The sequence below is a fragment of the Mucilaginibacter gossypii genome, from assembly GCF_017569325.2.
Taxonomy (GTDB): Bacteria; Bacteroidota; Bacteroidia; order Sphingobacteriales; family Sphingobacteriaceae; genus Mucilaginibacter; species Mucilaginibacter gossypii.
In genome coordinates this window covers 1-15,422 of record NZ_CP071878.2, presented here as the reverse complement: position 1 = coordinate 15,422, position 15,422 = coordinate 1, and the positions used below count along the sequence as shown (strand labels likewise).

Below are 15,422 nucleotides of genomic sequence, written 5' to 3'. Positions count from 1 at the left end.
CATGCTCCCAGGGTTTATAAAACAAGTTGAAAAACCTTTCTATCAATACAGGTATTCCGTTTGCACGCTTATAACACGTAAACAGGAATATATGGAAATGCTTGATACTTTTATCAAAAACGGTTTTTCCGAAAATATATGTGAATACCTTATAATTGACAATACCGAGACCAATAAAATGGATGCTTACCAGGGCATCAACTCCTTTTTACAAACAGCCAAGGGCGAATATATCATCATTTGTCACCAGGATATTTTGCTTATTGAAAATGAAAGCAATATCCAAAACCTTGATAAGCGCATTGCCGAAATGGACGTTCTTGACCCAAACTGGGCGATATTAGGAAATGCGGGCGCTGCAGCAAGGTTATATGACCGATTGGCTATAAAAATAGCTTACCCAAACGGGTTTATTGACCTAAAAGGTAATTTACCTCAACAGGTTTGTAGTATTGATGAAAACTTTATGTTAGTAAAGAGCAGCGCCAATCTCTCTTTATCCAGCAATATTGGCGGGTATCATTTGTACGGACTTGACATTTGCACGGTGGCCTCGGTTTTGGGTTACAAAGCATATGTAATTGATTTTTTGCTTATTCATAAAAGCATGGGCAATATTGCCGACGGTACATTTGATAAAGCTTTAATAACTACCCAAAAAAAATATGTCGCCTTTATGAAAGGCCGTTATGTAAATACAACAATCGCGAAGTTTTACGTTTCAGGTTCAAAAATCAGGAACATTCTGCTTAATACGCGTGTGTTCAGGAGGATAATTAAAACAGCCGAAGAAATAAAAACGCACCTGCAACGTGGCTGAAAATTCCTTAATTTAAATGGAACAAAAATTAATATCTATTGCGCTCTGTACTTACAATGGTGAAAAGCATCTTGCTGAACAATTGGATAGTATTGTTAACCAGACTTATAAAAACCTCGAAATTGTTATTGTTGATGACTGCTCAACGGATAACTCTTATAACATTGCTTTAGATTATGCTGAAAAAGATAGGAGGATTAAGTGTTTCCGAAATAAAACCAACTTAGGTTTTAATAAAAATTTTGAGAATGCGCTTAATTTAACCACCGGCGATTATATAGCTATCAGCGATCAGGACGATATCTGGATGGATACAAAAATCTCTGACCTGTTGAATAACATTGGTAATAACTGGCTTGTTTTTTCAAACTCCGTTTATATAGAAGATGATGGTACAGTAACGGATAAGCCCTTGCTATTAAATTTTAAGTATCTGCAAAGAAACTACATGGCATTCCTATTAGGTAATTTCGTCACCGGGCACACAACCTTAATGGCGCGGGAGTTTTTAGAGTATATTTTTCCTTTCCCCGAAAAAGGCTATTATGATTGGTGGATGGGTTTTGTAGCAAGTTATAATAATAAATTGCGGTATGTTGATAAAATACTGACACAATACCGCATTCATGAGAAATCGGTGATTCAACAGAGCTTAGCAGCAGATGCGGAAAAACAAAAAAAGTTATACTTTGCCCTTAACAGCACCATGCAGTCAAATTATTTGACATATAAGAAATTAAACGATAGTGATAAAAAATTCATTCTCAATCTTAAAAAAGCATATCACCAGGTAAACTATCCTTATTATAACCTTAAACTTATACATTTACTTTATAGCCAATATTTAAATCTGTTTCCTTACCTCAAAAAAAGGAAAGGAATATCGAGGCTATTATTTGTACTGAAGTATGCCCGAAGGGTAAAAGAATAATTACCACTAAAACATATATCCTTTAATGAAACAACAACTAACTATCGTTACAGGAAAATCGCTTAAAATTATAAATACAGGTTGTATCCGGCTCCGCAGGCGCTTTCTTTTAAAAGCAATTCCCCTGCTATCGGTTAGCTATCCGGCTTTTTTATTAAAGTATATATTAGCTTTGCATTTTTAAAATAATTTGATGAAGATATATTTCAGGCTTCTTTCATTTGCACGTCCTCTTGGCAAATTTGCATTTCCCTATGCCATATGCACTATATTTACAGTAATATTCAGCACGTTAAACCTTACGTTGCTTGCACCATTGCTTAAAACCCTTTTTGACGAAAGATCACATAACAAAATACCTGTAAAGCCAGCTCACTGGATAGAACTGACAAAAACCTTTGATTATTACGCCGCACTGGCAAATCAAACTTACGGACAAACGGGTGCGCTTAAATTTGTGTGTTTAATTATTGTGATATCGGTATTGTTAAGCAATATTTTCAGATACCTTTCACAAAGGATCATGGAAAACCTGCGTATCTACACGCTGCTGAATTTGCGCAAAACGGTATTTAACAATGTGATGGACTTACATACCGGCTATTTCAGCAATGAACGTAAGGGCGACATCATAGCTAAAATATCTGCCGATGTACAGGTAGTACAGTTTTCGGTTACCGGAACTTTACAGGTAATTTTTAAAGAGCCGTTGCAACTAATAGCTTACCTGGTAGCGTTATTTTGGATTTCCTATCAACTTACGTTATTCTCCATGCTGGTAATCCCGATTTCGGCCTTTATTATATCCCGAATAGTAAAGCGACTAAAAGAACAAGCCATAGCCTCTCAAAAATCATATAGCAACATGATAAGCTATCTTGACGAAGCATTATCAGGCGTTAAAATAGTCAAGGCATTCAATGCGACTGATTTTATCAAGAAACGCTTTGATGATGAAAATATAAAATATTCTAACATCACCAAAAGTATGGCAAGACGCCAACAGCTTGCTTCCCCGGTATCCGAATTTATGGGCGTTTTAATGGTAGCCTGTATCGTTCTATATGGAGGATCATTGATCATCAGCCACCAAAGTTCACTTACAGCATCAGGCTTTATTGGATACATTGCTTTATTTTCACAGGTAATGCGCCCAGCCAAAGCCATTTCTGATTCATTTGGCAACATACATTCAGGAATTGCCGCCGGCGAACGGGTATTAAACTTAATTGATGAAAAACCGCAGATCGTAGATACCCCCAACGCTACAGAACTTTTGGATTTTGAGGATAAGATCAAATTTGAAAATGTATCATTTGCTTATGCCGTTAAACCGGACACCGATGACGATGGTACGAATAATAAATCGCTGCCCTTAATTGAAAAATATGTTTTGCATGATCTGAATATTGAAATACCTAAAGGCAAAACCGTAGCTCTGGTTGGCCCTTCCGGTGGAGGTAAATCAACCATGATGGACTTGTTGCCCCGCTTTATCGAACCGCAGAAAGGCATCATATCTATTGACGGACACGATATCAAAAATGTTACTGCCAACTCGTTACGATCATTAATGGGCATAGTTAACCAGGAGTCGATATTGTTTAACGATACTATTTTTAATAATATCGCCTTCGGTAAAAGAGGTGTAACACAGGCAGAGGTTGAAGTGGCTGCGCGAATAGCCAATGCCCATAACTTTATTATGGAAACGCCAAATGGCTATCAAACCAATACCGGCGACCGTGGGACAAAGCTATCAGGTGGTCAGCGCCAGCGTATTTGTATTGCGCGTGCTGTACTTAATAACCCGCCAATTATGTTACTTGACGAAGCTACCTCTGCATTGGATACCGAATCGGAAAAACTGGTACAGGAAGCATTGAACAACCTGATGAAGAACCGTACATCTCTCATTATAGCTCACCGCCTGAGCACTATTCAAAATGCCGACATCATCATAGTGCTTGAAAACGGCTGTGTTGTTGAAAGCGGTTCGCACCTGGAGTTGTTACAAAATAACGGCCTATATAAAAAACTGATAGATATGCAGGCTTTTAACAGCGGCGAATGAGTTGAGGAGAAAGTCACAAGTCATGAGCTATAAGTTCAAATTATTAATCTGATCGAGTCTGACATATGTAAGACTTTAAACTTTCGACTTAAGACTTAGAAACTTAATACTCCCCTATCGATAGCATTACCAGCGTACAGGCGTACTCGGTTTCGATCCCCTGTTCGTTGGCTTTGCGCCTCAGTTCGGTATTTTCGGTACCAGGGTTAAATATGATCCGTTTGGGCTTTGTGTTCAATATATAATCATACAACGGAGGTTGATTTTGTGGGCCAACATACAGCGTTATGGTATCAATATCATGATGTATGGTTTCAGGTTTTTCAATAGGTACACCAGCTACTTCGCCCGTTTTTATGCCAACATTAACAATGGTATGCCCACGTTCAACCAAACGGGTAGCCGCGAAATTGGCATACCTGCTGGTATCAGGCGTTGCCCCTAATATTAATGTTTTTTTATCAGCCATTGATCATCCTGTTTAGTAAAGCAATTTGCGCGGAATGATAAATATGATGCTGTATCAAACCGGCCACCTGGTATTCGTAAGTTTCTCCGGCTTCGCCGCCCTTTTTGGTAACAGGCTCGTTCCATTTTTCTTCCGGGAAATTTTGGATAAAGCCTGCCAGGTTTACGTTCACCAGCTTTATATCTTCAACAATCCATTTCCACTTTTGTTCGTCGGGCAGGCCGGGCTCAGGCCAGTCACCACGAACAGGTAGTTGGGCATCCATGCCATTCATGCGGTCCATTACTTCTTCCGTCCATCCGGTCATGTGCAAAATAATAGCGGCAATATTATGTATTGAGCCAGCGGGCTTTTCATAGGCAGCTTCAAAACTGATATTATCAACAATGAAATAAACTGAGGGGCCATACCATGGTTCGCCCGACAAAACGCTTTGAAGCTGGTTAAATAATTTTTGAGATGTGGTCATGATAATATTTTTAAAGCAGCAGTTGCACAGTTAATTCCATCAATAGCAGCAGAAATTATACCACCCGCATAGCCCGCCCCCTCTCCGCAGGGAAATAAACCCGTAACCTGTGGATGCTGTAAGGTCTCCCTGTCGCGCGGAATTTTTACCGGTGATGACGTACGCGATTCAACGCCAACCAAAATGGCGTCGTTGGTATAATAGCCTTTCATTTTTTTACCGAATACCGGTAACGCTTTGCGCAAGCGTTCATTGATCCACCCCGGTAAAACTTCTTTCAGTTCAACGCTTTTAGTACCGGGCAAGTATGAATTAACGGGTAAATCGTTTGATAAACGGTTCTGCACAAAGTCAACCATCCGTTGTCCGGGCGCTACCAGATTACCGCCACCGGCTACAAAAGCAGCCTGTTCAACCTGTTTCTGAAAGTTGAGCATCTTAAAAGGATCGCTATCATCGCCGGCAACGTCCTCCAGGTTAATCTGAACTACCGTACCCGAATTGGCAAATGGGTTATTTCGCTTTGAAGGGCTCCAGCCGTTTACCACAATCTCCCCTGCTTCTGTTGAGCACGGGGCTATGATGCCGCCCGGGCACATACAAAAAGAAAACACACCGCGGTCGTCAACCTGTTCAACAAGGCTATAATATGATGGCGGCAAATCAGGGCCTCGCAATTCGCAATGATATTGTGCGCGGTCAATTATTTCTTGCGGATGCTCTATCCTTACACCCAAAGCAAAAGGTTTAGCTTCGATCAGGATATTTTGGCTATGCAGCATTTCAAACACATCCCTTGCCGAGTGGCCTGTAGCCAGGATCACAGCATCAGCCACGATCTTTTCGCCCGCAGCTATTTTTACGCCTTTAATTTTTCCAAAATCCACCAGCAGTTGGGTTACTTTGGTATCAAACATGATCTCCCCGCCTGCGTTCAGTACGGTTTCTCGCATGGCAGTGATAATTTGCGGCAGTTTATTGGTGCCGATGTGCGGACGGGCATCAATCAAGATATCTTCGGCAGCACCATGGGCCACAAACATTTTAAGCACCTGGTTCACGTCTCCCCGCTTGGTTGAGCGGGTATACAGCTTACCATCCGAATAAGTACCTGCCCCGCCTTCCCCAAAACAATAATTTGATTCGGGGTTAACGAGGCCTTGTTTGTTGATATTTGCCAAATCACGGCGGCGTTGTTTTACATCTTTGCCCCGTTCAATAACAATTGGTTTTAAACCCAGTTCGATGCATTGCAGGGCAGCAAATAATCCGGCCGGGCCTGCACCAACGATGATTACTGGTCGGCCAAATTGCACGTTGGGGTAATTAACAGAAAAAATTTCAGGCTGGTAGACCTCTTCTATAAAAACCCTCACCTGCATGCGGTAAACCACACGGCGGCCGCGCGCGTCAATGGAACGCTTTAAGATTTTTAACGCCGAAATATTTTTCAGGGGAATTTTCAGCGCTGCTGACGCCAGTTGCTTTAAAACTGCTTCATCTTCCTGTTGCCCAGGAGGACAAACTATCTCTGTTTCTTTTGTCATGACTGATGCCGGGTTTTTATCCCGGATGGTGCAAAGTTAAGAATCCCCGGTTAAATCTCTCCTCAAAGGGCGAGACTTTTAAAAGTATCGGAAGAAGGTTCGAAACCCTCAAAACCGTTCGGGTTTGTACAATGACCGTACGCTATCGAACAGTTTTAAAACCAGATAAAAAATAAATTTCTGAAAATCAATAACTTACAAAATGGCACTTAGATTGGCATGCAGCTCATATATTTAAATAACAAAACAATGACTACCGCCGACGAACGCTTACACACTATATGGAATGGCTGCCTGAGTAACGACAGAAAGAGCCAGGAACAACTATATAGGTTATTAGCACCACGTATGCTTGCAGTTTGCATGCGTTATGCAACCGATAAAGACGAGGCACAGGATATATTACAGGAAGGTTTTATAAAAATGTTCCGCAATATGAAAAACTACCGTGGCGAAGGCAGTTTGGAAGGATGGATCCGCCGCATCATGGTACATTGCGCCATATCACGTTATCGCAAGTTAAAGCCAATAGTTTTAGTTGATGATTTTGCAGCAGAGGAAGCCGCCGCTATACCTATCAGCAGCTCATTTAATGATAATGGACTTGAAGCTAAAGACCTGATGAAACTGGTACAAAAATTACCAAAAACATACCGCTCTGTTTTTAACATGTACGCCATTGAAGGTTACTCGCACCAGGAAATAGGTTCGTCGCTGGGCATGAGCGAACTTTTATCACGCACTACACTGCACCGTGCCCGTACGCTTTTAAAAGATATGGTAGCGAAACTAACCATGCGCGAAGAACATTGCCTGGCAGGATAAGCCGGTCCCGCCATTAACCTTATACAAATCATTTACAAAGATGCAGCCCCTGATGGGGCTTTCTGCTTTTATAAAGGATCGATATTTGTGAAAAATTTCTCATATCGCACATCTTACGTCTCACATCCTTCTATAATTTACCAAAAAGCCGTAACTTGACACCTTGTCAGCAACTCATGCCCTTTGTAACAACGGTACGTGATTTGCACTCTAACCCAAAACATCACAAAAACACACGAAAAACAAATGAAAAAGTTATTCTCGGTTATATTAATCATAGCTGCAGCTATGTCCTTAAGTTCATGCAGCTATAACAGTATGGTTAAATTAGATGAAACTGTTAAAGCTAAATGGGGTGCCGTGCAAAGCGATTACCAGCGCCGTAGCGACTTGATCCCCAATTTAGTTAATACCGTAAAAGGCGCAGCAAATTTTGAAAAAAGCACCCTTACAGCTGTGGTTGAGGCACGTTCAAAGGCAACATCGGTGCAAGTTGACCCCAACAAGCTTACACCCGAATCAATAAAAGCTTTCCAGGCATCACAAGGTGAGCTAAGCGCGGCCCTTGGTAAATTGCTTTCAATTACTGAAAACTACCCCGACCTGAAATCGAATTCCAACTTCCACGACTTGCAAATTCAACTGGAAGGCACCGAAAACAGGATCAATGTATCGCGCAAAGATTTTAATGATGCCGTTCAGGAATACAACAGCAAGATCCGTTCGTTCCCGGCCAATATAACTGCCAAAATGTTCGGTTTTTCTGAAAAAGGCTATTTCACTGCCGAGCCTGGTGCCGACAAAGCCCCTAAAGTAGAGTTTAATTAATTATTGAATTACTGAATTATTGAGTTATTGAATTACGACTTGTACTTCAACAGTTAAACAAGCCCACAGATGCAATAACTCCACAATTCAACAATTCACAAAATCAATAATTAAAATATATGGCTGTATTTAACGAAGAGGAACAGCAGCGCATCCGCAAAGCTATTGAAGATGCCGAGCACCGCTCATCGGGCGAAATCAGGGTGTGCATCGAAAAGCGGTGCAGTGAAAATGTTCTTGACCGTGCCGCAAAATATTTCCAGCAGCTCAATATGCATAAAACCAAGCTCAGGCATGGGGTGCTTGTATATGTGGCCACCGTCGACCGCAAATTTGCCATCATAGGAGATGCCGGTATTAACCAGGTTGTCCCCCCCGATTTTTGGGATACCACCCGCGATGATATGCTGCAGCATTTTAAATATGGCGATATTGTTGAAGGAATTGTTACAGGCCTTAAAATTGCCGGGGAACAGCTCCAAAAATATTTCCCTCATCAGGACGGCGATCAAAACGAACTTCCGGATGATATAGCCTTTATGGATGGCGATTAAAAATTAAAAACATGCTCAAAAAGTTTATACTGTTTTTCGGATTTACACTTTGCGTTATTGCCGCAATTGCTCAGGACTTTCCGGAACGCTCCAATACTCTCGTAACAGATTATACCAACACTCTAAACCCGGCTGATAAACAGCGACTGGAAACTAAGTTGGTAGCCTTCAATGATTCCACTTCAACGCAAATTGCAGTGGTGATCCTAAAATCTACAGGGAGTTATGATATTAATGACTATGGCGTTCAACTGTTACGGAAATGGGGCATCGGACAAAAAGATAAAAACAACGGTGTATTGGTGCTTGTTGCCATCGGTGACCGTAAAATGAGCATCCAAACCGGCTACGGCGCCGAGGGCGCCTTGCCCGACATCGTTACTCAGGATATTATCCAAAACGACCTTAAACCCCATTTTAAACAAGGCGACTACTATGGCGGACTTGATGCTGGTACCAACAGCATTATCAAAGCCATGAAAGGCGAGTATAAGGCGGCAAAAAAACAAAAGCAAAGCAACGGCGGCCCGGCCGGTTTTATAGTTATTGTCATAATCGTAGTTATTCTGATCCTGGTATTCCGCAATCGCGGGGGCGGAGGCGGCAGGCAAATCATTGGTCGCAGGGGAGGTGCAAGCCCATTCTGGTGGTTCCTGGCAGGTAACATGCTTGGCGGCGGAGGCCGGAGCGGCGGTGGCGACTGGGGAGGTTTTTCCGGCGGTGGCGGAGGCGGTGGCTTTGGTGGTTTTGGCGGCGGAAGCGGCGGCGGCGGCGGCTCAAGCGGCAGCTGGTAGTCGTTCACGGCATAACACATCTTAACCAATGCAAAAAGACTTCATCTTACGCGAGATCGAAAAGATCATATATTCGATATCAAAGCTGACAGGTTTCAAAAACGCCGCAAATCCTGAAGCATTTATTCAACATGCTGATCAAATGCTTCAGGACGGGTATGATCTAAAATTGAACGATCTGCTTGAACTAAGCATCGAAGATTTTGACATTTTACTCAACGAGAGAAACTATTCGCCCGAAAAGCTGGATGCTTTAGCTCAGTTGTTATATATGTATTATGAACCTTTTGAAGCTAACGACGAAACCTTGGCCGCCTTACAAAAGATCATTTCTATATTTAACCGACTGGAGAAGAATCACAATCGAGCATCATTCGAAAACATAAACAAGCGTAACGCTATCTATCAATTTCTGCAAAAAAACTATGAGTAAAGATCTCACCTGGAAACTACTTTCATCATCATACATCCACAAAGGCTCTTGGGCCACCCTCCGCATTGATAAATGCGAAATGCCAAACGGCAAAATTGTTGAAGATTATTATGTACTTGAATATTCAAACTGGGTTAATGCAGTAGCCATAACCGAAGACAATAAAGTATTGATGGTGAAACAATACCGTCATGCCGCAGGTGTTATCTCGCTCGAAATTCCGGGCGGTGTGATTGATGCCGGCGAAGAACCTGTACACGCAATACGCCGGGAATTGCTGGAAGAAACCGGCTACCGGTTTGACGAATTTGAACTGATCTGCACCGTATATGGTAATCCATCCACTGCTAACAATCAAACATTTACCTATTTTACTAAAGGTGGCAAAAAGGTGCAGGGCCAACACCTCGATGAACTGGAGGAACTGATTGTTGAAGAATACACCATTGAAGAAGTAAAACAACTACTGCTCAATAACGAGATAAAACAAGCTATGCATTGCGCCGGTTTGTTTTATGGAATGATGAAGTTGGGTGTGATGTAAAGGCACCAGATAATCTATATTTTTTATCTAAATATATTTAGGTAAATTTGAATATGCCACAGGTAAATTACAAGGAATTCATTGAAGTTAATCCGGAAGTCAGGTTTGGTAAACCTGTAATAAAAGGTACACGCATTACCGTATACGACGTACTGCAATGGCTTGCTTCCGGTTTAACTTATAAAGAAATTACAGAAGATTTCCCTCAGCTAAATGAAGATCATATTTTAGCTTGTTTGGCGTATGCGGCCAATAAAGAGAGAATAATAAAGGTTGCCTGATGGCTGTTCTTGCTTCTAAAAGCACCCGTATTATTGTCGATGAGAATATCTCATGGCGGTTAAAAAAGTTGCTCTCATCATGGGATATTTTACCTGTAAATGAAATCACGGCACAAGAACGCTTAAGCGATTTCAAGACCTGGCAATTTGCTAAAGCAAACGATTATTCAATTTTAACTTTTGATGAAGACTTTTGGGAGCTACAGAATCTTTATTCTTTCCCTCCTAAAATAATATGGTTACGCATTGGTAACGTGAACACACAGGCGATTGCCAACCTGTTATTAAAATATGAAGAATCAATAATTCATTTCATTAATGACGACAATTTGGGTGTATATGAATTATATCTGTAGATAAAACAAGCCATGCACTGCACCGGTTTATTTTATGGGATGATGAAGCTGGGAGTGATGTAAAATCACTCCGGGCAATTGTCCTTCCGCCGGGTATCAACTATGTAAATGATCTTCCAGCCGCCTGCAGTTTTCATTAGTTGAAAAACATCTACCCCGCAATGGCTGTACTTATCATCTAAGTAAAACTTATAGGGCGCCCAAACGCTGGCCAGTGGACCATCGATCTTGATATCGCTAAAAGTTACGCGCTCATCATAAACACCCTTATGTGGGGTACCAACCATTCTTATAAACTCATCCGGGTTTTCGGTCTCCAGACTTACTGTTCCATCTTTTTTGTTGGCTACACTTTGAAATGTTATGCCTTTGGCAAAAGTTGAGCGTAACAAGGTGCTATCGCCTTTGCGCATGGCATTAAACATAGTATTGATGGTTTGCTTAATAGCATCCTGCTCTGTTTGCTGGGCGAAGGATTGGAACGACAATAAAATAAATACTGCGAGGATAAGTTTTTTCATAACTAAATATACCTCATTTACCTTTCTCCATAACAATTTTAGTTATTTGCCGGATACATCTGATTAAGCTTTTTAATGATCCCCGTCCAGTCGCCACCAAACTTCAGGGTCAACATTTTACCCTCGGGCGATATAATAATCTTAGAAGGATAGCTTGAAACGCTATATTGCTTTTCAATAGTATCATTCGCCATAGCCGCAGGTATCTCAAACTTATTAGCGGTAATATATAGTTTTACCTCCTGCTCGTTATCCCGGCAGGCAATACTTAAAAAATTGATACCGCTATGTTTGCCTTCACTCAGCTCCTTGTTAAAAGCATTAATTTGGGGCATCTCAGCGCGACATGGGCCGCACCAGGTTCCCCAAAAATCAAGTACCAACCAACTATTCCTGAACGCGGCCAATGAATATTCCTTGCCATCAAGTGCCTTAAGGGTAAATGGCGGTGCGGTTTTCCAGGTACTTACCACATCCGAAACAAAAAAATCCTTAAAACTTTTATTTGTAAAATGCGACTCATACAATTTTTGTAATTCGTCAATATTATCCAATCCGGCGTTAACGTGATCAACAAATACCTTAAGCGCTTGTGTATCATCCCCACTATTAAAAAGCCGTTCAATGAACTCTTCCCTATAACTCTCCTTTGAATGCAGGAAAACCCGGTCGTAATAACTGGCATGAGCCTTTTCCTTGGTAGTAGCGGGTGAACACCTGGCCGCTTTTGAGAGGTATTGCAGCGCCTTAACCGAATCGGCAGGTTTTTCGGCCTGATATTTCAGATACCAGGCATAAGCCAGCATATTTTGATCGGCATAGTGGTTAGCATTAAGCGTATCTGCGCTGTATCGCTCCAGGTTTTCAATCGTTTTTAACAAAAGTGCATTTGCCTTGGCAGTTGCGTGAGCGCCTAAAAGCAGCTTATACGTCAATAAGGCATATCTGCTACCATTTCCAGCTTTCATACTGGCATCGTCCATATGCATAAAAGCTTTGGCTGTTTTGTTTAACAAGTTGGGATCTTGTTCATGTTTTTTTGCGTTTACCCACAAATAAAGCGGGTTTATTTTTTGTTGAATCAACACATCTTTATCCTGATGCAGTAAAAGTAGCAGCTCATTTGCCTTTTGCACAGAATTGCGCCGTTGCTCGCTTTGCTCGGCAAGCATTTTCTTTACATCTGCGTCACTTAGTTTTTGTAAAGCCACATACCTCTTAAAGCCTTCGTCCTGCATAAGACTGGCTATATCTGAACTTAAAAAACTTTGTGCATATGATTCCTGAATGAGTTGATCAAACAATCTGGTTTTATAAAGGTATTTACTGATCACATAGGCCGAGTCGGCAGAGGTATTACTCACCTCAACAAATTTATTGAACAAGTGCCCTTCCTCGTCTTTCAAAAACCTTGTGGGTGTATTTCTGAGCATTTTGGAGTAAGCATCATAATTACTGGAACCGGCTATTTCTTGCATTAAATTTAATCTGGTTACTACATAATAAGGATCATTACCAAATTTAGCATCGTTATCCCTGAAATAGCGATGCACCTTTACCGAATCGAACATTGTATTGGTTTTAAGAGCATCACTAAATGAACGACTTGTTTTTATGGCCATGCTAATCCAGGCAGTATCCTGCGTATAATGCCTTTCACCATACCGCAGGCTTTGCTTGTAGGCATACTGCGGCACCATTATTTTTCTCCCTTCTTCTTCCTGTTCAAACTTGGTTTCTGTTGCATATTGCCACTGCTCCATGAGCCCCGTTACCTGGTTAAAAATACCCGAGCCGCTCATGCCCTGGCCATTTCCTGTTTTAATACTTGTTGAAGTAATATAAAGCAAAGCACCATTAATAGCGGTAACCTTATAATTTAAGTTATCGCTTGTCCACTCGCTTTTGTAACTGATGGTTTGTGGCGGCAATTGAGTAAATATGCCGGTTATACTGGTTTCAGGAAAGCTTTTACCATTAGCCTTTAGCTGTGAAGCCATAGCATCGCTGAGGCCCCATTTGTCAATGGCAGCCTGCAAAGCTTTATCAACACCGGCAATACTCAGCAATTGCCCGCGCGGGCTCATTGTTACAGTTAACGGCTGATGCATCAACGCCAGATGTAAAAGCAGCCAGGACGAGTTTAATTTAAGTGTATGGATGCTATCGGTATTTAATATACTATTGGAACCTGGATATTTAGCATAGAGGCTACTCATAACCACTTTTACAATCCTGCACTCAAGTACAGTATTAGGCCCGTCTTTACCCTCTACCTTAAAGGCAAAGGTTAAAGTGGAATAGTCCGCCATATCGGGCGACCTCGTTTCTGTATGCACATCAACCTCAAATTGCTTGCCTTTTTCAAGGGTAACGGATTGACCATAAATATTTGAAAAATGGAAAAAAAACAAAAACAGCAGGAGGGTGTGTTTTTTCATATGCAGTTTTATGATAAGGTTTACAACCGTTAAAACTACATTTAAAAAACATAAAAACAAAAAGGCCGGTTAAAAATAACCGGCCTTTTTGTTGTATTAGCGAGCAATTATTAGCTCATTTTCAGTTTCTTCTGAATATCTGCTACGTACCCTTTAAATTTCTTGTCCGTGTCAATCAAATCCTCCACAGTTTGGCAGGCATAGATCACGGTTGAGTGGTCACGGCCACCAAAAAAATGACCGATTGATTTCAATGAACTTTTGGTATGTGCCTTAGCCAGGTACATCGATATTTGACGGGCTTGTACAATTTCACGTTTGCGGGTTTGAGATTTTACCATTTCAATAGGTACTTCAAAGTACTCGCACACTAAACTTTGGATATACTCCATCGAAATTTCTTTAGATGAGTTCTTCACAAAGTTTTTCAACATTTGTTTAGCCAGGTTCAGGTCAATCTCCTTACGGTTGAGAGTTGACTGTGCCAGTAATGATACCATGGCACCTTCCAGTTCACGTACGTTATTATCAATGTTATGAGCAACGTATTCGATCACATCGTTTGACAGATCGATACCATCCTGGTAAATTTTGTTTTTCAGGATTGCCATACGGGTTTCCAGGTCAGGGATCTGTAAATCGGCAGACAAGCCCCATTTAAACCTCGAAAGCAGGCGTTCTTCCAAACCGGCCAGATCCTTAGGCGCTTTATCTGATGTAATGATCAGCTGCTTGCCCGATTGGTGCAGGTGGTTAAATATATGGAAGAAGAAATCCTGTGTCTTTTCCTTACCGGCAAAGTTGTGCACATCGTCCATGATCAGCACGTCAATGGCCTGGTAAAAGTTCACAAAATCATTAATATTATTGTGCTTTAAAGCATCAACAAATTGCTGCGTAAATTTTTCGCATGATACATACAGTACCAGTTTATCGGGCAGGGTGCGCTTAATTTCGTTACCAATAGCTTGTGCCAGGTGGGTTTTACCCAAACCTACACCACCATAAATCATTAAAGGGTTAAATGAAGTACCTCCGGGCTTAGCGGCAACGGCATAACCGGCAGAGCGGGCCAAACGGTTGCAATCACCTTCAACAAAGTTTTCGAAGGTGTAGTTACGGTTAAGCTGAGGATCTACGTTCAACTTCTTGAGCCCGGGTATAACAAAGGGGTTTTTAATATCCTTGTTAATTGAAATAGGTATCGGCATACTCTGATGTTTTGAATCAGCGCCATTTCCGTTTGAAGGCATGTTAGTTGTGTATGGTTTACTTGATGATTGCTCAACAACTATATTATACTCTAAACGTCCTTCGTCGCCCAATTGTTTTTTTATTGTCTTGCGCAGTAACCCTACATAGTGCTCTTCAAGCCACTCGTAAAAGAATAAACTTGGTACTTGTATGGTTAATACGCTTCCCTCCATTCTCAAAGCTTTAATCGGCTCAAACCAGGTTTTAAAACTCTGGGCCGGTATGTTGTCTTTGATGATCTGAAGGCAGCTATTCCAAACGTTCGTACAAGTTTTTTCCAT

17 protein-coding genes are annotated in these 15,422 nt (G+C 41.4%); 11 read left to right on the top strand and 6 right to left on the bottom strand.

The annotated features are described in order from the left end of the window. Position 1: 1 nt before the first annotated feature. The 3 genes from J3L18_RS00085 (at position 2) to J3L18_RS00075 (ending at position 3,825) form a co-directional block, all read left to right on the top strand. Positions 2-820, top strand: a complete 819-nt coding sequence (locus tag J3L18_RS00085) for a hypothetical protein (protein ID WP_129569058.1) — start codon at positions 2-4, stop codon at positions 818-820. A gap of 16 nt (positions 821-836) precedes the next feature. Beyond that, positions 837-1,751: a glycosyltransferase gene (locus J3L18_RS00080; RefSeq protein ID WP_129569059.1), complete on the top strand. Its 915-nt coding sequence runs from the start codon at positions 837-839 to the stop codon at positions 1,749-1,751. A 193-nt stretch (positions 1,752-1,944) separates the two neighbouring features. Continuing rightward, positions 1,945-3,825 carry an ABC transporter ATP-binding protein gene (locus J3L18_RS00075; RefSeq protein WP_129569060.1) on the top strand — a complete coding sequence of 627 codons (1,881 nt, stop codon included), beginning with the start codon at positions 1,945-1,947 and terminating at the stop codon, positions 3,823-3,825. Positions 3,826-3,928: 103 nt separating this feature from the next. Here J3L18_RS00075 and J3L18_RS00070 read toward each other — a convergent pair whose 3' ends face one another. The 3 genes from J3L18_RS00070 to J3L18_RS00060 are packed head-to-tail and all read right to left on the bottom strand — an operon-like array spanning position 3,929 to position 6,310. Continuing rightward, complete coding sequence (locus J3L18_RS00070) at positions 3,929-4,294, bottom strand: CoA-binding protein (RefSeq protein ID WP_129569061.1); 366 nt, start codon at positions 4,292-4,294, stop codon at positions 3,929-3,931. Next, positions 4,287-4,763: a DinB family protein gene (locus tag J3L18_RS00065; RefSeq protein WP_129569062.1), complete on the bottom strand. Its 477-nt coding sequence runs from the start codon at positions 4,761-4,763 to the stop codon at positions 4,287-4,289. The genes J3L18_RS00070 and J3L18_RS00065 overlap by 8 nt, the downstream gene beginning before the upstream one ends. Next, positions 4,760-6,310 carry an NAD(P)/FAD-dependent oxidoreductase gene (locus J3L18_RS00060; RefSeq protein ID WP_129569063.1) on the bottom strand — a complete coding sequence of 517 codons (1,551 nt, stop codon included), beginning with the start codon at positions 6,308-6,310 and terminating at the stop codon, positions 4,760-4,762. The genes J3L18_RS00065 and J3L18_RS00060 overlap by 4 nt, the downstream gene beginning before the upstream one ends. 249 nt (positions 6,311-6,559) lie before the next feature. Between J3L18_RS00060 and J3L18_RS00055 the strand changes: the two genes are divergently transcribed. From J3L18_RS00055 to J3L18_RS00020, 8 genes are all read left to right on the top strand, one after another. Further along, positions 6,560-7,135 carry an RNA polymerase sigma factor gene (locus tag J3L18_RS00055; RefSeq protein WP_112652780.1) on the top strand — a complete coding sequence of 192 codons (576 nt, stop codon included), beginning with the start codon at positions 6,560-6,562 and terminating at the stop codon, positions 7,133-7,135. Between the two features lie 246 nt (positions 7,136-7,381). Next, positions 7,382-7,963, top strand: a complete 582-nt coding sequence (locus J3L18_RS00050; RefSeq protein ID WP_090528807.1) for a LemA family protein — start codon at positions 7,382-7,384, stop codon at positions 7,961-7,963. A 119-nt stretch (positions 7,964-8,082) separates the two neighbouring features. After that, a complete protein-coding gene (locus J3L18_RS00045; protein WP_090528810.1) occupies positions 8,083-8,517 on the top strand; it encodes a TPM domain-containing protein in 435 nt (144 codons plus the stop codon). A gap of 11 nt (positions 8,518-8,528) precedes the next feature. Further along, entirely contained in the window at positions 8,529-9,311 is a 783-nt protein-coding gene (locus tag J3L18_RS00040) for a TPM domain-containing protein (protein WP_129569064.1), read from the top strand. 28 nt (positions 9,312-9,339) lie between these two features. Next, complete coding sequence (locus tag J3L18_RS00035) at positions 9,340-9,744, top strand: hypothetical protein (protein ID WP_129569065.1); 405 nt, start codon at positions 9,340-9,342, stop codon at positions 9,742-9,744. Next, positions 9,737-10,288, top strand: coding sequence for an NUDIX hydrolase (locus tag J3L18_RS00030; RefSeq protein WP_129569066.1), 552 nt, complete (start codon positions 9,737-9,739; stop codon positions 10,286-10,288). Before J3L18_RS00035 ends, J3L18_RS00030 begins: the two co-directional genes overlap by 8 nt. Before the next feature lie 53 nt (positions 10,289-10,341). Continuing rightward, positions 10,342-10,569: a DUF433 domain-containing protein gene (locus tag J3L18_RS00025; protein ID WP_112652775.1), complete on the top strand. Its 228-nt coding sequence runs from the start codon at positions 10,342-10,344 to the stop codon at positions 10,567-10,569. Beyond that, positions 10,569-10,925, top strand: a complete 357-nt coding sequence (locus J3L18_RS00020) for a DUF5615 family PIN-like protein (RefSeq protein ID WP_129569067.1) — start codon at positions 10,569-10,571, stop codon at positions 10,923-10,925. The genes J3L18_RS00025 and J3L18_RS00020 overlap by 1 nt, the downstream gene beginning before the upstream one ends. Before the next feature lie 65 nt (positions 10,926-10,990). Here the strand turns inward: J3L18_RS00020 and J3L18_RS00015 are convergent, their stop codons facing one another. The 3 genes from J3L18_RS00015 to dnaA form a co-directional block, all read right to left on the bottom strand. After that, positions 10,991-11,446, bottom strand: a complete 456-nt coding sequence (locus tag J3L18_RS00015) for a nuclear transport factor 2 family protein (protein WP_129569068.1) — start codon at positions 11,444-11,446, stop codon at positions 10,991-10,993. 38 nt (positions 11,447-11,484) lie between these two features. Continuing rightward, entirely contained in the window at positions 11,485-13,887 is a 2,403-nt protein-coding gene (locus tag J3L18_RS00010; protein WP_129569069.1) for a DUF6263 family protein, read from the bottom strand. Between the two features lie 110 nt (positions 13,888-13,997). Continuing rightward, positions 13,998-15,422, bottom strand: coding sequence for a chromosomal replication initiator protein DnaA (dnaA, locus tag J3L18_RS00005; RefSeq protein ID WP_090528828.1), 1,425 nt, complete (start codon positions 15,420-15,422; stop codon positions 13,998-14,000).